General features: G+C 52.4%; 23 protein-coding genes and 1 pseudogene. 15 read left to right on the forward strand and 9 right to left on the reverse strand.

The features are described 5' to 3' along the window. The 5 genes from A0129_RS10530 to A0129_RS10550 form a co-directional block, all read left to right on the forward strand. On the forward strand, positions 1-181 hold a 181-nt coding region (locus tag A0129_RS10530), incomplete at its 5' end, for a VOC family protein (RefSeq protein ID WP_291714788.1). 70 nt (positions 182-251) lie between these two features. Continuing rightward, positions 252-848, forward strand: a complete 597-nt coding sequence (locus tag A0129_RS10535; RefSeq protein WP_291714790.1) for a PIN domain-containing protein — start codon at positions 252-254, stop codon at positions 846-848. Positions 849-891: 43 nt separating this feature from the next. Beyond that, positions 892-1,134, forward strand: coding sequence for a VF530 family protein (locus A0129_RS10540; RefSeq protein WP_291714792.1), 243 nt, complete (start codon positions 892-894; stop codon positions 1,132-1,134). Positions 1,135-1,388: 254 nt separating this feature from the next. Beyond that, on the forward strand, positions 1,389-1,691 hold the full coding sequence (locus tag A0129_RS10545) for a putative quinol monooxygenase (RefSeq protein WP_138518211.1): 303 nt from the start codon (positions 1,389-1,391) through the stop codon (positions 1,689-1,691). Between the two features lie 38 nt (positions 1,692-1,729). Further along, positions 1,730-1,924: a VF530 family protein gene (locus A0129_RS10550; RefSeq protein WP_291714794.1), complete on the forward strand. Its 195-nt coding sequence runs from the start codon at positions 1,730-1,732 to the stop codon at positions 1,922-1,924. Between the two features lie 100 nt (positions 1,925-2,024). Here A0129_RS10550 and A0129_RS10555 read toward each other — a convergent pair whose 3' ends face one another. Further along, a complete protein-coding gene (locus tag A0129_RS10555; protein WP_291714797.1) occupies positions 2,025-2,264 on the reverse strand; it encodes a type II toxin-antitoxin system ParD family antitoxin in 240 nt (79 codons plus the stop codon). 257 nt (positions 2,265-2,521) lie between these two features. Between A0129_RS10555 and A0129_RS10560 the strand changes: the two genes are divergently transcribed. Further along, positions 2,522-3,016 carry a hypothetical protein gene (locus A0129_RS10560; RefSeq protein ID WP_291714799.1) on the forward strand — a complete coding sequence of 165 codons (495 nt, stop codon included), beginning with the start codon at positions 2,522-2,524 and terminating at the stop codon, positions 3,014-3,016. A gap of 62 nt (positions 3,017-3,078) precedes the next feature. Here the strand turns inward: A0129_RS10560 and A0129_RS10565 are convergent, their stop codons facing one another. After that, on the reverse strand, positions 3,079-5,268 hold the full coding sequence (locus A0129_RS10565; protein ID WP_291714800.1) for a malate synthase G: 2,190 nt from the start codon (positions 5,266-5,268) through the stop codon (positions 3,079-3,081). A 219-nt stretch (positions 5,269-5,487) separates the two neighbouring features. Here A0129_RS10565 and A0129_RS10570 point away from each other — a divergent pair. From A0129_RS10570 to A0129_RS10580, 3 genes and pseudogenes are all read left to right on the forward strand, one after another. Further along, positions 5,488-7,134 (forward strand): annotated as a pseudogene (locus tag A0129_RS10570) (GMC family oxidoreductase). A 35-nt stretch (positions 7,135-7,169) separates the two neighbouring features. Next, complete coding sequence (locus A0129_RS10575) at positions 7,170-7,382, forward strand: RNA-binding S4 domain-containing protein (protein WP_040513673.1); 213 nt, start codon at positions 7,170-7,172, stop codon at positions 7,380-7,382. A 41-nt stretch (positions 7,383-7,423) separates the two neighbouring features. After that, entirely contained in the window at positions 7,424-8,338 is a 915-nt protein-coding gene (locus A0129_RS10580; RefSeq protein WP_291714802.1) for a demethoxyubiquinone hydroxylase family protein, read from the forward strand. Between the two features lie 4 nt (positions 8,339-8,342). Here the strand turns inward: A0129_RS10580 and A0129_RS10585 are convergent, their stop codons facing one another. Continuing rightward, a complete protein-coding gene (locus tag A0129_RS10585) occupies positions 8,343-9,506 on the reverse strand; it encodes a fatty acid desaturase (RefSeq protein ID WP_291714804.1) in 1,164 nt (387 codons plus the stop codon). A gap of 179 nt (positions 9,507-9,685) precedes the next feature. Next, entirely contained in the window at positions 9,686-10,600 is a 915-nt protein-coding gene (locus A0129_RS10590; protein ID WP_291714805.1) for a recombination-associated protein RdgC, read from the reverse strand. Between the two features lie 209 nt (positions 10,601-10,809). Here A0129_RS10590 and A0129_RS10595 point away from each other — a divergent pair, with 209 nt between their 5' ends. Both A0129_RS10595 and A0129_RS10600 read left to right on the forward strand, forming a co-directional pair. Beyond that, entirely contained in the window at positions 10,810-11,337 is a 528-nt protein-coding gene (locus A0129_RS10595) for a M48 family metalloprotease (RefSeq protein WP_291714807.1), read from the forward strand. Then, positions 11,334-12,134: a cobalamin-binding protein gene (locus A0129_RS10600; protein WP_291714809.1), complete on the forward strand. Its 801-nt coding sequence runs from the start codon at positions 11,334-11,336 to the stop codon at positions 12,132-12,134. The genes A0129_RS10595 and A0129_RS10600 overlap by 4 nt, the downstream gene beginning before the upstream one ends. A gap of 5 nt (positions 12,135-12,139) precedes the next feature. On the opposite strand, the gene A0129_RS10605 is transcribed toward A0129_RS10600, so the two are convergent. Then, positions 12,140-13,141, reverse strand: a complete 1,002-nt coding sequence (locus A0129_RS10605; protein ID WP_291714811.1) for an NAD(P)-dependent alcohol dehydrogenase — start codon at positions 13,139-13,141, stop codon at positions 12,140-12,142. A gap of 89 nt (positions 13,142-13,230) precedes the next feature. On the opposite strand from A0129_RS10605, the gene A0129_RS10610 reads away from it, so the two are divergent. Next, positions 13,231-15,348 carry a molybdopterin oxidoreductase family protein gene (locus tag A0129_RS10610; RefSeq protein ID WP_291714813.1) on the forward strand — a complete coding sequence of 706 codons (2,118 nt, stop codon included), beginning with the start codon at positions 13,231-13,233 and terminating at the stop codon, positions 15,346-15,348. A gap of 19 nt (positions 15,349-15,367) precedes the next feature. Here A0129_RS10610 and A0129_RS10615 read toward each other — a convergent pair whose 3' ends face one another. Both A0129_RS10615 and senA read right to left on the reverse strand, forming a co-directional pair. Continuing rightward, positions 15,368-16,117, reverse strand: a complete 750-nt coding sequence (locus A0129_RS10615; protein ID WP_291714815.1) for a putative 4-mercaptohistidine N1-methyltransferase — start codon at positions 16,115-16,117, stop codon at positions 15,368-15,370. A 6-nt stretch (positions 16,118-16,123) separates the two neighbouring features. Beyond that, entirely contained in the window at positions 16,124-17,419 is a 1,296-nt protein-coding gene (gene senA, locus A0129_RS10620) for a selenoneine synthase SenA (protein WP_291714817.1), read from the reverse strand. 51 nt (positions 17,420-17,470) lie between these two features. Here senA and A0129_RS10625 point away from each other — a divergent pair, with 51 nt between their 5' ends. The 3 genes from A0129_RS10625 to A0129_RS10635 all read left to right on the forward strand — a co-directional run bounded on the left by A0129_RS10625 (position 17,471) and on the right by A0129_RS10635 (position 19,539). Further along, positions 17,471-18,016, forward strand: a complete 546-nt coding sequence (locus A0129_RS10625) for a hypothetical protein (protein WP_291714818.1) — start codon at positions 17,471-17,473, stop codon at positions 18,014-18,016. Positions 18,017-18,151: 135 nt separating this feature from the next. Next, positions 18,152-19,009 (forward strand): alpha/beta fold hydrolase, encoded by an 858-nt coding sequence (locus A0129_RS10630; protein ID WP_291714820.1) that lies wholly within the window; start codon positions 18,152-18,154, stop codon positions 19,007-19,009. Between the two features lie 140 nt (positions 19,010-19,149). After that, the gene (locus A0129_RS10635) at positions 19,150-19,539 is read left to right on the forward strand and encodes a thioredoxin fold domain-containing protein (RefSeq protein WP_291714822.1); all 390 of its coding nucleotides are present in this window, start codon (positions 19,150-19,152) and stop codon (positions 19,537-19,539) included. Between the two features lie 116 nt (positions 19,540-19,655). On the opposite strand, the gene A0129_RS10640 is transcribed toward A0129_RS10635, so the two are convergent. Together A0129_RS10640 and A0129_RS10645 are read right to left on the reverse strand one after the other, a co-directional pair. Beyond that, positions 19,656-19,958: an NAD(P)H-dependent oxidoreductase gene (locus A0129_RS10640; protein ID WP_367189926.1), complete on the reverse strand. Its 303-nt coding sequence runs from the start codon at positions 19,956-19,958 to the stop codon at positions 19,656-19,658. A 33-nt stretch (positions 19,959-19,991) separates the two neighbouring features. Beyond that, a complete protein-coding gene (locus A0129_RS10645; RefSeq protein ID WP_291714824.1) occupies positions 19,992-20,393 on the reverse strand; it encodes a MerR family transcriptional regulator in 402 nt (133 codons plus the stop codon). Between the last annotated feature and the right edge of the window lie 3 nt (positions 20,394-20,396).

Below are 20,396 nucleotides of genomic sequence, written 5' to 3' on the forward strand. Positions count from 1 at the left end.
CTCAACACACAATGTGGCCTCTAAAGCTGAGGTCGATGAAGTTATGCAGCAGGCAAGCACAGCGGGTGCAACAATCGTTAAGCCCGCAGGCTCAACTTTTTGGGGTGGCTATGCGGGTTACTTTCAAGATCCAGACGGTCACCTTTGGGAAGTTGCATTCAATCCAGAAATGCCCGTCTAATTGAGGTCGATCAGCCTGAAGAACTAGCCTGCCGACTTATAAAGACCAAGGCCCAAAACCAGGATTTCAATTGCGAACAAACTACGTCCTTATCGATTACGAAAACGTGCAGCCAGAAGCAATGGCGGTGCTCAGCAAAGAGCACTTCAAAGTGATCGTATTCGTCGGTGCCAATCAGGCCAAAGTCACCTTCGAGGTGGCATCAGCACTTCAGCAAATGGGTGAGCGTGCCGAGTACATCAAGATTTCCGGGAATGGCTCCAATGCGCTCGACTTTCACATTGCCTACTACATCGGCTTGTTGGCCAGCAAAGAGCCCGAGGCATACTTCCACATTGTTTCCAAAGACACGGGCTTCGACCCGCTGATCAATCACCTCAAGGGCAAAAAGATCCTCGCGTGTCGTTCCAAAGATGTCACTGACATTCCGATTGTCAAGGCGTCAAACTCCAAATCACCCAGCGAGAAAATTGCTGTAATCATCGCTGATTTAAAGCGTAGGGGAGCATCCAAGCCACGCGCCGTCAAAACATTGACAAGCACCATCAGCAACATGTTTCAAAAGCAACTATCCGATGAAGAGCTTCAGTCATTGCTGCTAGAGTTACAGACGAAAGGAATAGTCAGTATTGCGGGCACCAAGGTGTCGTATGAATTGCCTGCCTGACACTTCTTATAAAAAGCAATCGCTTCAAGGATCAAAGCCAAGCATGAATACCGAGCAATCCAAGAACCCCATGCATGGCGTCACGCTTGAAACCATCGTGGTAAAGCTTGTTGAGCACTACGGCTGGGACATTCTTGCCAATCGAATCAAAATCAATTGTTTCAAGAACGATCCTTCCGTGAAATCCAGCCTGAAGTTTCTTCGAAAAACGCCTTGGACCAGAGAGCAGGTTGAGCAACTTTACCTCTCTACATTTGCAGCACAAACTGAAGTGCGAAAAAGTTAAGTCGTCTGCCACGCGGTGTAATCACACCAAGCTATCACCACCCCGCAATTTGTAACCCCCCATTCCTTCTCTTTAAGGTGCCTTTTTTTAATTGTTGCCAATGAACAAAAAGGTAGTAGTATCAAGTATGTACTGAACAACCAAACAAAGGTATTTCAAAAAACCGCAACTTAGAATTTGCCACATACCTCGAACGCTAGGCCTGCTGGAAAGTGGGCATTTTGATGTTTGTTTAAAAAAGTTGGAGATGTGTCATGGTCAAACTCGCGTTGTTCGTTCGTCTTGAAGCCAAGCCAGGTAAGGAGAAAGAGGTAGAGAACTTTCTATTAAGTGGTCTACCCCTTGTTCAGGCAGAGCCAGCTACTACAGCTTGGTTCGGTATTCGCTTGGGGCCATCAACCTTTGGCATCTTCGATGCATTTCCCGATGAGGCTGGGCGACAAGCTCATCTTTCCGGGAAGGTTGCAGCTGCGCTGATGGAAAAAGCGGGTGACTTGTTCGCCACACCGCCATCAATTGAAAAGGTCGATGTTCTTGCGGCAAAGCTTCCGGGCTGACCAGGCCCACCACACAATTTTAAGGACCGACTTCAAGCATGAGTGACGAGCAATCGAATAATCCCATGCATGGAGTCACCCTTGAAAATGTCGTCGTGAAGCTTGTTGAACACTATGGCTGGGACGGGCTTGCCCGTCGAATCAGAATCAACTGTTTCAAGAATAATCCTTCCGTTAAATCCAGTCTGAAGTTTCCTCGAAAAACGCCTTGGGCAAGAGGGCAGGTGGAGTAACTTTATCTGTCGACACTTGCATCAAAAAGTGATTCAAAAAATACTTAACAAAAATTCAGCAGGTCGTCTCGTATCTTTATGGTCAGCAAAATTGATGTTGTCATTCTGCGTCTTCGTTTAGCTGAGAAATAATACTTTCGTAGGAATAGTCGGAAAGCCCGCTTTGCTCGCCCTCATCCAGATATTGACGTAATTGCGCCAGTTGAGTTTCGTGTTTCTCAAGTAAACGTAGCCCCGCTGTGACCACCTCGCTTGCCGACTCATAGCGACCACTATGGACCTGTGATGCAATAAATTGATCAAAATGTGGGCCGAGAGAAACACTCTTCTTTCTTGCCATGGAATATCTCTGATACATAATCTTCGTACAGCGTAACCACCTGTTTCCAACTAATCAATCAAGTGTAATCACACCAAGCTACCACCACCCCGCAATTTGTAACCCCCCATTCCTTCTCTTTAAGGTGCCTCTTTAAATTCGTTTAAAAGGCACCGCATGGCAGTTATCCCCAACCAAATCAATGATGTTCAAGTTCAATTTGGCTTGAATGTTCACAACAGCGTGAAACGCGAGTCACCTTGTTCATTGATTAAGCAATGAACAACATTCAAAAAATAATTGCAAGCAGCGCTTTAGTAGCGTTCGTAAACTCAAGCTGGGCAACTGAGGTGGAGGAAAAAACCCTCTTGAACAACCTGGCGTACGGGCAGTTGATCGAACTGAATCAATACAGCTCTGGGCAGCAGAAGGGCTTGATGTTGCGCCTTTTTGAAACGCCAGCTCGCGATGAAACTTGTGGGCTTGAAACTGGTGCCACTTGTAAAAATAATCACCTGATCACTGTTGCCACTTTCGATGAACTACCGGAAGTTCAAGTACACACATTGCAAGCGAAAGGGGAGTTTGTAAAGGCCGATTGGGTTGTACCTAAAACGCCTGAAACAACAGTTGACCAAGCCGAGTTGGTTCTTACGTTCCGTGAATATCATCGATTCGCGACTCGAGCAAATCCTAAGCTCCCCAAGAAGGTTTTTCAGATTAATTTGAAAATCACTCAACACGACATCGAAGAAATCACGCCTGCCAAATAACGCCAAACAAAAAAGCCAGGTACTGTTCAGCACCTGGCTTTCTCAAATCAAACCACTCAAACTTAAGCGGCTTTCACCTTCAAGCGCCATGCGTGCAGCAGTGGCTCGGTGTAACCGGCAGGTTGTTCCATGCCTTTGAACACCAGGTCACATGCAGCCTTGAATGCGGCGGATGTTTCAAAGTTGCCAGCCATGGGCTTGTACGCGGGGTCGCCAGCGTTTTGCTGATCAACCACAGCGGCCATGCGCTTCATGGTTTCCATCACTTGCTCTTTGCTCACAATGCCGTGGTGAATCCAGTTGGCAATGTGCTGGCTGGAAATGCGCAGTGTGGCGCGGTCTTCCATCAGGCCCACGTTGTTGATGTCGGGCACCTTGGAGCAACCTACACCTTGGTCAACCCAGCGAACCACATAACCCAAAATACCTTGGGCGTTGTTGTCCAGTTCTTGCTGCTTTTCTGCATCGCTCCAGTTGGTGTTGGTGGCCACTGGCACTTGCAGCAGGTTGGCCAAAATGCCTGGGCGTTCTGCGTCGGCATCAATCTTTTCCAGCTCGGCTTGAACAGCGGCCACGCTCACCTGGTGGTAGTGCATGGCGTGCAGTGTTGCCGCAGTTGGGCTGGGTACCCAGGCGGTGTTTGCACCGGCTTTGGGGTGGCCAATTTTCTGTTCCAGCATGGCTTTCATCAGGTCGGGCATGGCCCACATGCCTTTGCCAATTTGCGCACGGCCTTTCAAACCACAGCTCAAACCAACCAGCACGTTGTTGCGCTCGTAGGCGGTAATCCATGCGCTGCTCTTCATGTCGGCTTTGCGAATCATCGCGCCTGCGTGCATGGCGGTGTGCATTTCGTCGCCAGTGCGGTCCAGGAAGCCGGTGTTAATGAAAGCAACACGGCTTGCTGCGGCAGCAATACAGGCCTTCAAGTTAACAGACGTGCGGCGCTCTTCGTCCATAATGCCCAGCTTCACGGTGCTGTCAGGCAGGCCCAGCAGCTTTTCTACATGGGTGAACAACTGGGCGGCAAAGCCCACTTCAACAGGGCCGTGCATTTTCGGCTTTACGATGTAAACCGAACCTTTGCGGCTGTTGCGAATACCGTTCACGCCATTGCCTTTCAGGTCGTGCAGCGCAATCGTGGTGGTAATCACCGCGTCCATAATGCCTTCGGGAATTTCTTTGTCGCCGCCCCACAAAATTGCGGGGTTGGTCATCAGGTGGCCCACATTGCGCAAGAACAACATGGAGCGGCCATGCATGGTCACTTTCTCGCCATTCACGCCGGTGTACACGCGGTCAGCATTCAGGCCACGTGTGAATGTTTTGCCGCCTTTGCTCACGCTTTCTGTCAGGGTGCCTTTCAAAATACCCAGCCAGTTTTTGTAGGCCACAATTTTGTCTTCGGCGTCTACGGCTGCAACAGAATCTTCCAGGTCCAGAATGGTGGACAGCGCTGCTTCCAGTACCACGTCGGCCACACCGGCTGCGTCGCTGGAACCAATTGGTGTTGAGCGGTTAATAATAATATCGGCGTGAATGCCGTTGTTCACCAGCAGTACTGAAGAAGGTGCTGCTGCGTCGCCCTGGTAACCCACCAGTTGTGCGGCGTTTTTCAGGCCAACGGTGCTGCCGTTCTTCAAGGCAACTTGCAGCTTGCCGCCTGCAATGGCGTAGCCAGTGGCGTCTTTGTGTGATGCGCCTTCCAATGGGAAAGACTGATCCAAAAAGTTGCGTGCAAACTCGATTACTTTTGCACCGCGTACGGGGTTGTAGCCGCCAGCGCGTTCTGCACCGCCTTCTTCGGAAATGACATCCGTGCCGTACAGTGCGTCGTACAGGCTGCCCCAACGAGCGTTGGCTGCGTTCAGGGCGTAGCGTGCGTTCAAAATAGGCACAACCAACTGGGGGCCAGCTTGGGTGGCCAGTTCGCTGTCTACATTGGCGGTGGTGGCTTGCACTTTGGCAGGCTGCTCAACCAGGTAGCCAATCTTTTTCAAGAATTCTTGATAAGCGGCCATGTCTTTGATGGGGCCAGGGTTGGCTTTGTGCCAGGCGTCCATTTCCAGCTGAATGCGGTCGCGCTCGGCCAGCAGGGCAGCGTTTTTTGGGGCCAGTGTGCTGACGATTTCGTCGAAGCCCTTCCAGAAACCAGCTTGATCAATGCCGGTGCCGGGCAGCACTTCATTGTTGATGAAGTTGTACAGGGGTGTGGCTACTTTCAAGCCATGCACGGTGGTGCGTTCTGTCATTTTAGAAACCTCGGGCTGGGTAGTTAATGCGAAACAGTCGATTGTAAAGGAATTGAGTGTGATTCTGACATGTTTGGAATGGTCATAAGCACAGGCGATTGATCAAGACATCTTTAACTTTTATGCAAAACTCTGGAAAACCCCAAGTCGATTGCGGCAACGCAGGCTTCAATCCAAATTGTGGGCTGGTTACTATTGGGTAATCGATTCGGGGTAAACATGCGGACTTTTGATTACATCGTAGTGGGGGCGGGCACGGCAGGCGCCTTGATGGCCAACCGGCTCAGTGCCAACCCCAACAATTCAGTGCTGTTGCTGGAAGCGGGCGGTAAAGACAACTACCACTGGATCCACATTCCCGTGGGTTACCTGTATTGCATCGACAACCCCCGCACCGATTGGCGCTTTCGCACCGAGCCCGATGCAGGCCTGAACGGCCGAGCCCTGATTTACCCTCGTGGAAAAACCCTGGGTGGTTGCTCCAGCATCAACGGCATGATCTACATGCGGGGCCAAGCCCGCGATTATGAAAGCTGGGCTGCGCAAACCGGCGACGAGGCCTGGAACTGGAACAATTGTTTGCAAGATTTCCTGGCGCATGAAAGCAACTGGCGTTACGACAACCCGCATGCCGAGTTGGCCGACACCGACCTGCCAAAGTTTCACAGTGGCAAGGGTGAGTGGCGCGTCGAAAAGCAGCGCCTGCGTTGGGAAATACTGGAAGCGTTTTCTCAAGCGGCGCAGCAGGCAGGCATACCCGCCAGCGACGACTTCAACCGTGGCAATAATTTTGGTGTTGGCTACTTTGAAGTGAACCAGCGCAGCGGCTGGCGGTGGAACACATCCAAAGCCTTCTTGCGCCCCATCCTGAAGCGGCCCAACTTGACCGTGTGGACCCAGGCACAAGTCAAAAATTTAATCATTGAACGCAACGCCAGTGGCGAACTGGTGTGCAATGGCGCGCTGGTGGTGAAGGGCGGTGAAGAAGTGGCCGTGAAAGCCGTGCGTGAAACCGTGCTGTGTGCGGGTGCCATTGGCACGCCACAAATTCTCGAACTATCGGGCATAGGGCAGGGCAGCCTGCTGCAGCAACACGGCATTGACGTGAAGCTGGACAAACCCGGTGTGGGTGCCAACCTGCAAGACCATTTGCAAATACGCGCCGTGTTTAAAGTGCAGGGTGTTAAAACCTTGAACACGCTGGCCAACAGCCTGTGGGGCAAGGCGCAAATTGGCATGGAATATGTGTTCAAGCGCAGCGGGCCGATGAGCATGGCCCCCTCGCAACTGGGCGCATTCACCAAGAGCAGCGCCGACCGGCCATACCCCAACATTCAATACCATGTGCAGCCGCTGAGCCTGCCCGCTTTTGGTCAGCCCTTGCACAACTTCAATGCCTTCACAGCCAGTGTGTGCAACCTCAACCCCAGCAGCCGCGGTTCAGTGCATATAAAAAGTGGCCGGTTTGAGGATGCACCCGCCATTGCACCGAATTACCTCAGCACCATTGAAGATCAAAAAGTGGCGGCTGATTCATTAAGGGTGACCCGCAACATTGCCCAGCAACCCGCCTTGGCCAAATACAAGCCTGAGGAATTCAAGCCCGGCGTGGAGTTTCAAAACGACGAGGAATTGGTGCGTTTGGCAGGCGACATTGCCACCACGATTTTTCACCCGGTGGGTACGGCATAAATGGGTGCGGCCAACGACCCCGCTGCCGTGGTCGATTCCCGCTTGCGGGTGATTGGTGTGAAGCACCTGCGCATCGCTGATGCAAGCGTGATGCCTACTATTACCAGCGGCAACACCAACAGCCCCACACTGATGATTGCCGAGAAGGCAGCGCGGTGGATACTCGAAGGCTGATACACTTCGGGCATTGATTGCAGGGAATACACGCCATGAACGAAGTCATCATCAACAAAGAACCCGTCGAGCTTTACAAGATCCTGAAATTTCAGGGTTGGTTGTCCAGCGGCGGCGAGGCCAAGAATGTGATTGCCGATGGCCATGTGTTGGTCAATGGCCAAATTGAAACCCAGAAGCGCAAGAAAATTGTGGGTGGCGATGTTATCGAGTTTGACGGCGTGAAGTACACAGTTAAACTGGGGTAATCGTTTTATCCCGAAGCAGTTTTCATCAAGGCAGTACGGTCATGGCAGTAAAAGACCAAACAGTTTCAAAGCAGTCTCCATGTGTTGAGGTGTATTTCGACGGCTCATGCCCCATGTGCCGCCGTGAAATCGCGGTGTACCAAAACATCACGCCCGATCAGCCCATAGCCTGGATTGATGTCTCCAAACCCGACACGCCACTGCCCCAAGGGCAATCCAAAGAACAACTCATGGCGCGTTTTCACACGCGCACGGCGCAAGGCGAATTGCTCAGTGGTGCTGCGGCCTTTGTGCATGTGTGGGCGCAGTTGCCCGGCTGGCGGGTGTTGGCGTGGTTGGCCAAAGTGCCCGGCATGTTGTGGCTGATGGAAAAGGCTTACAACGGCTTTTTGCCGGTACGCCCTGCCATTCAACGCTTTGTTTTGAAATTTGACACCAGCCATTTGCCGCCTGCATTGGTGGCCGACCTTCGCACCGACCATGCCGGTGAAACCGGGGCCGTGTGGATTTACAAGGGCATTCTGGCTGTTTCAAGAAACCCTGAAATTCGCGCATTTGCCAGTGAACACCTGCAAACTGAGCAACGCCATTTAAAGGCCATGAATGCGCTGTTGCCCGTGTTTCGCCGAAGCTGGCTGTTGGTGCCCTGGCGCATTGCGGGCTTCATCACTGGTGCGTTGCCAGCCCTGTTCGGCTCGACCGCGGTGTACCGCACCATTGCCGCAGTGGAAACTTTCGTGAACCTGCACTACCAGGAACAAATCGACAAGCTGAATGCATTGGGCACTCACCCGGCACTCAAGGCGCAACTGATCGAGTTTCAACTGGATGAGTGCGCACACCGCGACGAGGCGACCGCAAAAACAAAAAAGCCCGGCGGGTTGATCGCCAGGCTTTGGGTGGGTGCCATTGGGTCAGGCTCCAAGGTTGCGGTCACCTTGGCCCGTTTTATTTAACTGATCAGGCAGCCAATGCCGGTTTTTGAACCTGGCGAACCAGTGCTTGCAGGCGCTTGCGTTGCAGGCGCATTTCAACTTCCATGGCTTTGAATTTCGCTTTGTAGGCTGCCAGGGTTTCGCCGTTTTTAATGGCGTTTTTTGTGTCCTGGTACCAGGCTTCTTTCAGTTTGGCCCAGTCTTGCAAGGCTTTGCTGTAGTGCTCGTATTCCTGCGCAAGGCGGGCTTTCATGGCCTCAACATGCGCATGCATGGAGGTGGGCTGTGCCTGCATTTTTTCTTCGGCGCGTTTGAATTGCATCGCGATGCGTGCTTTTTCAATGGCGAACTTGTCGCAGCGCTTCAGGTTTTTGGTCAAGCCCACATACGACAAACCGGCAATCAGCCATTTGGTGGGGTCGATGTGAAACCACTTGATGCCGTTGCGATAGTCGTACTGAAACAGGTGGTGGTAGTTGTGATAACCCTCACCGTAGGTGAAGATCGCCAGGAAATCGTTGTCGCGCGCAGTGTTCTCGTCGGTGTAAGGGCGGCGGCCCCAAATGTGCGCCAGCGAGTTGATAAAGAATGTGGTTTGATGGCACCACACCAGGCGAGCCAGGCCACCCAGCAGCACCACACCCCACAAGTCGCCCACCAGCAGGCCAATAATCACTGGCAAACCGAAGTTAATGCCCAAGGCCAGTGCTGTGTAATGCTTGTGCTGAAACATCACCAGTGGGTCTTTTAACAGGTCGGGCGAATTGCTGAAGTCTTCTTTGCCAGATTCATATTTGCGAATCATCCAGCCCATGTGCGAGAACCAGAAACCACGCTTGGCCGAATATGGGTCGTGCTCGGTGTCGTCCACATGGCGGTGGTGCGTGCGGTGGCCCGAAGCCCAAATCAAAATGCTGTTTTGCACGGCCATGGTGCCGAAGAACATCAACACGAAGCGCACGGTCCAGTGGGCTTCGTAGGTGCGGTGTGCCCACAGGCGGTGGTAACCGGCGGTAATCGAAATGCCATTCAAGATGGCCAACACCACGAATGACACCCAGGCTGCAGTGCTGTAGTCGTTGAACCAAGCGTAAGCGGGTACAAGAATGAGTGCTGCGATTGAAGTTCCGAACAGGGTGATTGCGCCGGGCCAGTGGATCGGGCTGTTGGGGTCAACTCGTGTGGTCATTGAAGGTTGGGTTTTACCAGTTGGTTCAAAGGATGAGGGAATCATACTGATTCTTGCCCCTGGCATGAACCCAAATTTAAATATTTAATAATTGTTCTTGATTGTTGAGGTACAGCCGCAACGAAATCTTGAATTTCGAAGCGGCTAGAGTTAACACTTGTGCACTGAATTTTTAAAAATTAGGCGGCGAGTTGCGAATTCGCGCCAGTCAGTTCTCCACCCAAGACGTCAATCAAACCGGGAATCAGCTTTCTCAATTCACCGGTCATCAAGGCAAAGTCGGAATCGAAAGCATCGTCGTCGGCACTGAGGGCGGCCTGTTCTTTGATCACATCCAAAGGTGCAACCCTTTTCACTTGCAGGTTTTCATGCAGCACGAAAGACACTTTGTCGGCCCAGGTCATGGCCAGTTTGGTCACGTCCTTGCCACCCTTGATGTGCTTGGCAATTTCCTCAGACTCCAGCGAGTGCTTCACATAGCGCACAGTGGCGGCCTGTTCACCACGGCTTTTCAGTTCGCAGTCCTGGTCCACGGTAAAGGGGGGCGGGTTGTCGTTCTCGGCCAGCCAGGCGGTCATGGCCACGGTGGGCGATATTTTGGTTTTGACCAAAGCCATGGCCACGCCTTCCACGCTTTTCATGAGCATGCCGACCAGTTCGTCGGCTTTGGCGGGGCTAGCCGCGTCAATCACCAGCCACTTGCCCTGCAGGTCTATCCACGCATTGATTCGGCTGCGAATGGCAAAAGCCCGTGGCAGCAATTCGTCGGTCACGGCTTCCTTGATTTCCTTCATCTGCTTGCGGCCGGGCTTGTAGCCTTCGCGTTCTTCAATTTCCGCGGCACGTGCTTTGGTGAATTGATTGATCACGGTGCTGGGCAGCAGTTTTTTCTCCAGGCCCAATGAAATCAGCAACTGCTGGCCGCTACGGTGCACAAAGGGTTCACCTTCGGCTTTTGGAGAAACCCAACCGCGGGTTTGCAAGTCCATGCCGCCACAGGCTTGCAGGGCTTGTTTGGCCAGTTTGTCTTCCAGCGATTCGGGGGTTTCTTCCCATTTGGTCAGGCGAAAGATGAACAGGTTTTTAAACCACATGGCTTGGCTCGCTGAAATTGAAAAAGGGCTGGCAGTGTAACGCAAAAAACCAAGGTGCAGCCAGTCGGTTTGAGGGCTGCCAAGGGGTTGAACAAATTTTCACCGGCGATTCTATTTGATAGTAGTATTTCGATACGCTGTCATCAAAATACTCACAACCTGGTAGTCACAACCGGATGCACCTTACGCCGTTTCGCTGGATTTGGATTTTGTTCCTGCTTCCCTGGGTGAGCAGTTGTACCACGCCGCCCCAACGTGATTTCGCCGACACCCTCAGCATGTTCGAAGAACTGCGCCAGCAGTACGATGTGCCGTATTCCCGCATGGGTTTTCAGAAAAGCCCTTTGTTTGCTTTTGCCAAGGGCAAAACCCAGATCGTGATTGACGAAGCCTTTTCTGAAAGCCTGAGCGACGCAGCCCTGCGCTATGTTTTTGTGCATGAACTGGTGCACCTGAAATACGATGACCCCCGGCGTGGGTATGATTTGTTGAAACGCATTCACCAAACCAATGCCAAAGACACCGAACTGATGAACAATGCCTTCATGACGCTTTTGGGCGTTTATGGCCAGGACCCTGAGTTTAAGAATTTTCTCGATCAGGTTGAAACCCGGGCCAACCACTACGCTTCGCAGCATTTAATCGATCGTGGCGAGAACCCCTGCAAGGCCATTGCAGAAATTGAACAATACACAGGCGCACGTTTTCGCTTTGGCACCGAAGACCTGTGCAAATGATTCAGCTGCCCCAACGCATTGTTTGCCTCACCGAGGAAACCACCGAATGGCTTTACCTGCTCGGTGAAGAACACCGGATTGTCGGTATTTCCGGCTACACCGTGCGCCCCCGCAAAGCGCGCCTTGAAAAGCCCAAGGTGAGTGCATTTTTAACGGCCAAGATTGATCAAATACTGGCGCTGAAGCCCGACTGCGTGTTTGGGTTTTCTGATCTTCAGGCCGACATTGCCAGTGCATTGATTCGCCATGGCGTGCAGGTGACAGTGTTCAACCAACGTTCGGTGCCCGAGATATTCAGCATGATGTACCAGGTGGCCGCCATGGTGGGTGCCGCTGAAAAAGGGGCTGCCCTGATTGCAGAAATGCAGGCGAAAGTGGAGGCCGTGCGGGCCAAAGCCCGCCAATGGACTGTGCGACCCAAGGTGTATTTTGAAGAATGGGACGAGCCGCCGATCAGCGCCATTCAATGGGTGAGCGAGTTGATTGGCATTGCCGGGGGCGATGATTGTTTTCCTGAGCTGGCCACGCAAAGCTTGGGCAAGAACCGGATTATTGCCGACAGCAGCGAGATTGTTCGCCGCAACCCCGACATCATCATTGGCTCTTGGTGCGGCAAAAAATTTCGCCCTGAAACCGTGGCTGCGCGGGCAGGGTGGGGCAATGTGAGTGCGGTGAAGCACCAGCAAATTTTCGAGATCAAGTCGCCGCTGATTTTGCAGCCCGGCCCGGCAGCGCTCACCGATGGCCTGGATGCCTTGCACAAAATTATTGAGCGCTGGTGTGCTTACAACGGTTGAATTTGTTATCGTGACAATACCACCCTAAAGCGGGGGCTACCGTTGCGTACCTTCTCAATCGCTTCATTGATCTGCTCGAAGCGGTAGGTTTCTACAATCGGCTGTATGTTGTGCAAGGCTGCGAATTTCAGCATGTCGGCAATCACGCGTGGGCTACCCACTGGCGAGGATGAAATGGTGCGTTGCTGGCCCATCAATCCAAACACGCCGATGTCCAGAGGTTCCAGCACTGCACCAAGAAAATGCAAACGCCCTTTGGGTGCCAATGTAGAAATGTAGGCATTCCAGTCCAGTTTCACATTCACAGTCGACAAAATCAGGTCGAATGAACCCGCTGCCTTCTTCAGGGCGTCAGGATCTTTGCTGTTGAGCACGTGATGTGCGCCCATGCTTTTCAGTTCATTGGTTTTGGAGGGGTCGCTGCTGAATGCAGTGACTTCGCAGCCCCAGGCTTTGAGAAACATTACCGCCATGTGGCCCAAACCGCCCACGCCGATCACCGCCACTTTGCTTTGCGGTGAAATATTGAATTGCACAAGCGGGTTGTAAACGGTGATGCCACCGCACAGCAGCGGGCCTGCGGTTGCCGGGTTGACACCTGCGGGAATTTTTACCGCGCTGATGGCTTGAGCGCGTACTTTGTCAGCAAACCCGCCATGACGACCAACAATGGTGCCTTTGGCTGTGCTGCACAGGTTGTGATCGCCACCCATGCACATTCTGCAACTTTCGCAGTAGCCTGCATGCCAGCCAAGGCCCACGACATCACCCAATACAAGGTGGCTGACATGGCTGCCCAATTTGCTCACGCGACCAATAATTTCATGGCCAGCCACCATGGGGTATTGGGCGCGGCCCCAGTCGTTGTCGAGCATGCTGACATCGCTGTGGCAAATGCCGCAGTGGTCGACATCGATTTCGATATCAAATGCACCCAGTTCACCGGGGTCGTACTGATAGGGTTTGAGTGGGCCTTTGGCCTCGAAAGCTGCGTAAGCGTTGATCATGATGTCTCCTTGAGTTTGCTTGATGGTATTACACCTTCGACAGTAGTATGTAGGTCAAAGTAATAATCAGAACAATCAGGAGACAAGACTTGCAAACCCATCGCCGCGCCTGCCATTTGTGTGAAGCCATTTGTGGCTTGAAGATCGAGGTAGACAACAATCAGATTGTTTCAATCAAGGGCGATGAGCAAGACCCCTTTAGCCGTGGGCACATTTGCCCCAAGGCAGTGGCTCTGAAGGATATTCAGGAAGACCCCGACCGTTTAAAGCAACCGGTTAAAAAAGTGAACGGGCAATGGGTAGAAACCACCTGGGAAGACGCCATTGAGTTGGCCTGTGAAGGGTTGTTTCAGGTGCAGCAAAAATATGGTGCCAATGCCGTGGGTGTTTATCAGGGCAACCCGAATGTGCACAACTGGGGTTTGATGACCCACAGTGCCAATTTTCTGGGGTTGCTGAAAACACGCAACCGTTTTTCAGCCACCTCGGTTGATCAGTTGCCCATGCAGCTGTTGGGTTACTGGATGTTTGGGCACCAACTGCTCATCACCATCCCGGACATTGACCACACCCAATATTTCCTGATGCTGGGGGCCAATCCGATCGCTTCGAACGGTAGCTTGATGACTGTGCCCGATGTGGCCAAACGCATCAAGGCCCTCCAGGCGCGCGGCGGAAAGCTGATCGTGATTGATCCTCGAAAGACTGAAACCGCCGAGGTGGCTGATGCGCATCATTTCATCAGGCCTGCCAGCGATGCGGCTTTTGTGTTCGCACTTATCAACACCATTGTGGAGGAGGGCCTGACCCGCATGGATCGCCTGGCCCACCACAGTGAGGGTTTGTTTGCGGCTTTGGGCGCGATTTCAAAGGTGACGCCTGAAGTGGCGCAGGCCGAGTGTGGTATTGACGCGGACACCATTCGCCAAATTGCGCGTGATTTTGCGAATGCCGGAAAGGCGGTGGCGTATGGCCGCATGGGCGCCTGTACCCAACGCCATGGCACCTTGGCGCAGTGGGGTATTCAGTTGCTGAACTTTGTGACGGGCAACACCGACCGGGTTGGAGGAAGCCTGGTGGCCAACCCTGCGCTAGACCTGATTGCCGCGCCCAACAGCAAGCCCGGCAGTTATGGCCGCTGGCACAGCCGCGTCAGCCAAAAGCCTGAGGCGCTGGGTGAGTTTCCCAGTGCCATCATGGCTGAAGAAATTCAAACCGGGGGCGAAGGACAAATCAAGGCCATGGTGACCGTTGCGGGCAACCCTGTGTTGTCTACACCCAATGGCCAGCAGCTTGACAAGGCTTTGGCAGGGCTTGAGTTCATGGTGTCCGTGGACCTGTACATTAATGAAACGAATCGTCATGCGGATGTGATTTTGCCCACCACATCGCCTCTTGAGCATGATCACTACGATTTGATTTTCAATATTTTCGGTGTGCGTAACCAGGCCAAGTACAGCGCGGCCACCTTGCCAAAACCACAAGGAAGCCTGGACGACTGGGAACTGATGGACAAACTGGCCGCCTGCTACAGTGCAAAGATTGGCAAACCTGCTCGGCCTTCCATGCCGCCTCAAATGATTCTCGACATGGGTTTGCAAATGGGGCCCTATGGCATGGCCAGTGAGCAAAAGCTGAGTCTGGACAAATTAAAACAGCACCCCGAAGGCGTTGACTTGGGGCCGCTTCGCCCCAGTTTTCCAGACCGCTTGCAAACCGCTGACAAAAAAATTCAGCTGGCACCTGCGGAAGTGCTACAGGCCGCAGCAAATTATGTGGCCGACTTGCTGAATGACGACAAGCGGGCAGGTGCCGAAATGATGTTGATTGGGAGGCGCCACATTCGCAGCAACAATTCCTGGATGCACAACTCCGAGCGCCTGGTCAAAGGCAAGAACCGCTGCACCGCCATGGTCAACCCTGCGGATGCTGCGCGTTTGAATTTGCAGGACGGCTACAACGTGCGTGTGCGCAGCCGAGTGGGTGAAATTACATTGCCTGTAGAAATTTCAAATGACGTAATGCCCAGCGTGGTGAGTATTCCGCACGGTTGGGGCCACGACAAATCGGGGGTACGTTTGCAAGTGGCAGCCGCCCACGCGGGGGTTAGTTGCAATGATTTGACCGATGAGCAATGGCTGGATGAGCCCAGTGGGAACGCCGCAGTCAACGGCGTGCCCGTAACACTCATTCCTGTGGCGCAATAAGTGCCGGGCTGACTGTCAATCAGCCCGCCTTTTTTTCCCACACGGTCATTTCCGCAATGCTGTGCTGGTATTTGCGGGCCGTTTCCCGAATCACAAACGGAACATTCAATGGCTCGCGAACCAAATTGAAATGGGGTGCAAGCACTTCTTGCATGCCGTCAAGCATGGTTTTGGGTTTGCCATGTTCTTCAATGCCGCCAATCCAGTTTTCTTTGGGTGTGTGCTCGGTCAACAGCGTGTAGGGCGAGCTGATCACCAGCAAGCCGCCGGGCACAATGCGCTTTGGCATGTCGTTTAAGAACCCGGTGGGATTGTTCACCCGGTCAATCAGGTTGCCTGCAAATATCAGGTCATAACCCGTGTGTTCCGCGCCCAGCTTGCAGGCGTCGCCCTGCGAAAATTCAACACGCTGGCTGCACTCGCTGTAATTGAAATTAGCAAGTGACACTTGCATGGCCCTGCCCAAATCACCCTCATCGTGCAAGAAGTAATTCAGCGTGTTGCCCTTTTGCAAGGCTTGGGCGGCGTCGATGAAACGTGCGGAAAGATCAACGCCCACGGCCGTATCAAAGCCCAAAGCCAGCTCGAAGGTACTTCGGCCAACGGCGCAGCCCAGGTCGAGTGCCTTGCGGCGTGGCCGATTGCCCATGAATTCCAGGCAAAGTTGAGCGCAGCGCACTGGGTAATTGGGAACATCAAAATAGTCGACGCCATAGTGAAAGGCCAGGTACTGGTTTAATAGCTCGTCGGTTTCGTAAGGATTGGTCATAAAGCCTTATTGGGCACAGGTTCTGAAGCCGACGAATACATCGTTTCGGTCGGGCGTGTAGGCTTGGCGATAAGTGCCGCGAATGAGTATGGAAGAGGTTGCACAGGAGCCACCGCGCACCACTTTGTGGTCTCCAAACTGCAGGGTGGACATGAAGGGGTACATGTCCATGGTGAATCCGCTGTAAGGGAAAAACAGACTGTCGGTCCATTCCCAAACGGTGCCGATCATTTGCCGGCATCCAAACGGGCTGTCTCCTTCGGGCAGGGCAGTCACCGGCAGCCTCGCAAGATGTGTGCTGTCCATGTCCACCCGGTGGCTTTCCATGGTGTTGCCCCATGGAAACTTGTTGAAGGTGCCGTGTTCTCGATTGCCCAAGGCTGCCACTTCCCATTCAAACTCGGAAGGTAAGCGTCGCCCGGCAAACTTGCAGTAGGCTTGTGCCTCCCAATAACTCACGTGTTTGACAGGCAGTTCGGCCTGAACAGGAAGCCATTGGTCGAAATGGCGCTCCAGCCAGATGCCGTTTTCCTCTTTCCAGAACAAGGGGTGTCTTGCTCTGTTGCTGTTGCGCCATTTCAGGCCTGCCATGCTCCAATACTGGTCGTTTTCATAGCCACCCGCCTGAATGAAAGTCAGAAACTCGGCATTGCTGACCAGTGTTCTGGAAATTTTGAAGGTTTTCATGTCAACAGTGAATTCGGGTTTTTCATTGTCGAAGCAGAAATCTTCAGTCGCGAAATTCGCCGACTGCGAAGGCATGCCGATGCGGTACCGGCCCGCGGGTACTTCCACATCCTTGGAGTGAATGAGGTCGGTGTTTCTTGTGTCTGTGTGTTGCAACGAAGAGGGCGGCGGCGCATAGCCCAGGCTTTGGCGCGCCCACACCATCGACTCAATGTGCATGTTGAGGTGAAAAATGGCGTACTTGTACAGGTACAAATCACTGTCGGTCAGTGGTTTGGTTTCAATTCGCTGTTTCACCTTGTTGAAGGTGTCGTCAAAGTAGCGCAGGGTGTCCGGTTTGTCCGGGAATAGCCCCTCGTGCCAGCGGTCCTCGTGAGCCAGTTCAAACGAGTCCCAGATATCGTCAAGCGCGGGGTTGTACGAGGAGGCTTTGTCCAGGTTTTGCAAAATAAACCGCTCGAAGAAAAAAGCGGCGTGCCCAACCTCCCAAATAGGCGGATTAATGCCCGGCAAATAGGGCACTTTGGTTTGCTGTGCACTCAAGCTGTTGAGCAATTCAAGAACACGCTCACGGCTTTGTTGCAAAGAGGCGAGTAAGGATTGCTTGTTGTTCATCGTGGTGGTACTACTAATGGATTACAAAACAATTATAGGCCACCCATGTTCATGAAATCGATACTACGCACATTGACCGTGACATCCACAGCACTGTTGATTGCCACTGGCAGCGCTTATGCCGAAAAACCAGAAAAGGGAAACGGCAACCAGGGCAAGAACAAGGAACAAAGTGAGCAACGCGGGCCAAAGGAAAACCGCAAGGGCGGCGGAAACGAGAAGGGCGGTGGTGATGGCCCGGGCAAGCGTGCTGAAGGTCGAGATTACGGTCAAGGCGGGGTGTCCGTTTCATTTAACTTTGGCAGCGCCGAAACCCGAATTGTGCGGGATTACTATGGTGGTCAGGTTGCCAAAGGCAAGTGCCCACCCGGGCTTGCCAAAAAAGGCAATGGTTGCCAGCCCCCAGGCCAGGCCAAGCAGTGGCAGAAAGGTCGTGCCTTGGGCAGCGATGTTCGGTATTACGACATTCCCAATGAATTGCGTATTCGCCTGCCCGCACCACCTTTGAACCACAAATATGTTCAGTTGGGCACTGATCTGTTGTTGATCGCAGTGGGAACAGCCATCGTCGTGGATGCGGTTGACGGGATTTTCTGATCCAGGACGAATCATCACGCCGGTGATTCGTCATTTATTCTTGCGCCAAGTGGAACAGTGAATTGCTGATCCACTTGCTTATCTAGTTGCTAACAACAACTAGACTGGCACCGACACTATTAATTGGGTGCCTCCATGACAAACAAGATTGAAGTCTCGATTCCAGCCGTGGGGCAACCTTTGGCTGGAACATTTTTTACCGCATCAAATGGCAACACTGACAAACCGTTGCTGATTTGCCCCGCAACAGGGATTACCCAGAAATTTTATTTTCCGTTTGCCCGATGGTTGGCCCATCAGGGATTTTCTGTATTGGTGTTTGATTATCGAGGCATCGGAAAATCTTTGCAGGAGTCGCATGTCAAGCATTGCGAGGTGAAAAAGCAGGACTGGGGCTTGTATGACATGCCTGCAGCCCTGGATTTTCTGCTTGAACTCACTGGGCAGAACAGCGCGTACTTGGTCGGTCACAGCGCGGGTGGCCAACTGTTCGGTTTGATGCACAACCATGCCAAAGTGCGGGGCGTACTGGCGGTGGCTGCTTCTTCCGGGCATGTGAAAAACATTCGCAAAGACAAACGCAACGCTGCCAAGTTCATGCTGCGATGGGTGATCCCGATCAGCTCTGCCGTGTTGGGATATGTACCCGCCAAGCGTTTGGGATGGGGTGAGAATTTACCGAAGGGGGTTGGCCTGCAATGGGCCAAATGGTGTTCCAGCCCTGGGTATGTGGAGAATGAATTTGGTGATGGTGTGCAGAAACACTGGTTTGAACAGTTCAAATCGCCAATTACTTTTGTGCATGCCAGTGATGACGAAATCGCAACCCTACCGAATGTTGAAGACATCATGCGCTTGTTCACCAAAGCCAGCAAGAAACGGCTTGAAATCAAACCCGAGACATTCAAACTTGGCAAAGTGGGGCACATTGATATTTTCAGGGAGCGGTGCAACAGCATTTGGCCACAAATTTTGGCAGAGTTGACTCCTTAGGCTAAGATTAGCTGATCGAATTTCTGAGTACAAAACGCATGAGGTTTTTCACAAATCATCCGGTCTTCAGATGCTGGCTGGTCATTTTTTGCATTGCCTTTTCAGCAAATACATTTGCCCGCGACATCGAGCCCAAGCCCATGCATTACGAATTGCCTGGCTGGTTCAAGCAAACTTTTCTTGAAATTCCAGCGGATATTCAAGATGCTCAAACCCGTGGAAAAAAGCTGCTTATTTTCTTTCACCTGGATGACTGCCCGTACTGTGCTTATTTGCTTCAAGAGAACTTCGCGCAGGGCGCAAACCGCGAAAAAATCGAAAGTAAATTTGATGTGATCGCGATTAATGTACGCGGTGACTTGCCTGTGAACTGGATCGATGGCACGGTCTATTCTGAAAAACAGTTGGCTAGAAAGCTGGGTGTGTTTGCGACCCCTGCGGTACTCGTGATGGGACCCAAGCCCGAAGTGAGTAAAAAAATTATGGGTTACAAAAAGCCCGCAGTTTTTATGGAATTGTTGGGTTTTTAGGAAACAGCGGATATGTGGAACCCAAATTGGTAGGCGCTCTCCAGCCATTTCTCACGTGTGCTTGCCTGCGAGTTTTTTACCGGACCAAAGCTGTTAATCGCCACTGGTTTAATGCCTCAAAACTCAAGATCAAAGAAGCCTTTAAGAATGGCTGGAATCGAACCCCACCAAATTGGATAAACAAACACCAGGTGCTCGGCCCAAGTAATTGATTCTTGCGCAGCAATAAGGTCTGGTTCAAGCGCTTGAATGGTGTTGTAGCCGTCGCGCAGTATTGGATCGAAATTTAGCTTTCCGAGGCTGAGAAAGCGAACGTCATGCTCTGCCGCTTTCGCTCCCTTCAGATAGGCATCGGCGATTGCGCCACACAAGCTGGCTTCGGATGGGTGTCCGAGAATTACGAGAACGCGTTTGCGCATGACAAGCTTCCTTTTTGTGGCATCACAAAAAGTCTAAAGCTTGCCCTTAGGGGAAGAGTCAACAGGAAGTTCGCAATTCATTAACTCAGGCGAATGACGCAGTTCGTCTTCAAATTGATTTAAAAGCTGGAGTTGGGCTTTTGCTGTGTCGATTTGCGATTGAATGGTTAATCGTTTGAACTCAATTTGTTTGAGCATCAGTGTCACGCTTGAGCCATGGCCGCTGTTGTTGCTAGCCAAGGCTTTTGTGAGCTCCTTGAGCTTGAAGCCCAAGGTTTGTGCGCAGCGAATGGTTTGAATTTGATGAACCGCCACATTCGAATAAATGCGGTAGTTGCCCTTGCGCATTGGCTTTTGAATCAAGCCCATTTGCTCGTATAGGTAAATGGCTTTGCGCGAGGCACCGGACCTCTTTGAAAGTTCACCGATGTACATTAT

Source organism: Limnobacter sp. CACIAM 66H1 (assembly GCF_001601825.1).
GTDB lineage: Bacteria > Pseudomonadota > Gammaproteobacteria > Burkholderiales > Burkholderiaceae_B > Limnobacter.

Coding starts and splice junctions, on each gene's coding strand:
- A0129_RS10540 (WP_291714792.1), top strand. CDS start 892: ATGAATACCGAGCAATCCAAGAACCCCATGCATGGCGTCACGCTTGAA.
- A0129_RS10545 (WP_138518211.1), top strand. CDS start 1,389: ATGGTCAAACTCGCGTTGTTCGTTCGTCTTGAAGCCAAGCCAGGTAAG.
- A0129_RS10550 (WP_291714794.1), top strand. CDS start 1,730: ATGAGTGACGAGCAATCGAATAATCCCATGCATGGAGTCACCCTTGAA.
- A0129_RS10555 (WP_291714797.1), bottom strand. CDS start 2,264: ATGGCAAGAAAGAAGAGTGTTTCTCTCGGCCCACATTTTGATCAATTT.
- A0129_RS10560 (WP_291714799.1), top strand. CDS start 2,522: ATGAACAACATTCAAAAAATAATTGCAAGCAGCGCTTTAGTAGCGTTC.
- A0129_RS10565 (WP_291714800.1), bottom strand. CDS start 5,268: ATGACAGAACGCACCACCGTGCATGGCTTGAAAGTAGCCACACCCCTG.
- A0129_RS10575 (WP_040513673.1), top strand. CDS start 7,170: ATGAACGAAGTCATCATCAACAAAGAACCCGTCGAGCTTTACAAGATC.
- A0129_RS10580 (WP_291714802.1), top strand. CDS start 7,424: ATGGCAGTAAAAGACCAAACAGTTTCAAAGCAGTCTCCATGTGTTGAG.
- A0129_RS10585 (WP_291714804.1), bottom strand. CDS start 9,506: ATGACCACACGAGTTGACCCCAACAGCCCGATCCACTGGCCCGGCGCA.
- A0129_RS10590 (WP_291714805.1), bottom strand. CDS start 10,600: ATGTGGTTTAAAAACCTGTTCATCTTTCGCCTGACCAAATGGGAAGAA.
- A0129_RS10600 (WP_291714809.1), top strand. CDS start 11,334: ATGATTCAGCTGCCCCAACGCATTGTTTGCCTCACCGAGGAAACCACC.
- A0129_RS10605 (WP_291714811.1), bottom strand. CDS start 13,141: ATGATCAACGCTTACGCAGCTTTCGAGGCCAAAGGCCCACTCAAACCC.
- A0129_RS10615 (WP_291714815.1), bottom strand. CDS start 16,117: ATGACCAATCCTTACGAAACCGACGAGCTATTAAACCAGTACCTGGCC.
- senA (WP_291714817.1), bottom strand. CDS start 17,419: ATGAACAACAAGCAATCCTTACTCGCCTCTTTGCAACAAAGCCGTGAG.
- A0129_RS10625 (WP_291714818.1), top strand. CDS start 17,471: ATGAAATCGATACTACGCACATTGACCGTGACATCCACAGCACTGTTG.
- A0129_RS10630 (WP_291714820.1), top strand. CDS start 18,152: ATGACAAACAAGATTGAAGTCTCGATTCCAGCCGTGGGGCAACCTTTG.
- A0129_RS10635 (WP_291714822.1), top strand. CDS start 19,150: ATGCATTACGAATTGCCTGGCTGGTTCAAGCAAACTTTTCTTGAAATT.
- A0129_RS10640 (WP_367189926.1), bottom strand. CDS start 19,958: ATGCGCAAACGCGTTCTCGTAATTCTCGGACACCCATCCGAAGCCAGC.
- A0129_RS10645 (WP_291714824.1), bottom strand. CDS start 20,393: ATGTACATCGGTGAACTTTCAAAGAGGTCCGGTGCCTCGCGCAAAGCC.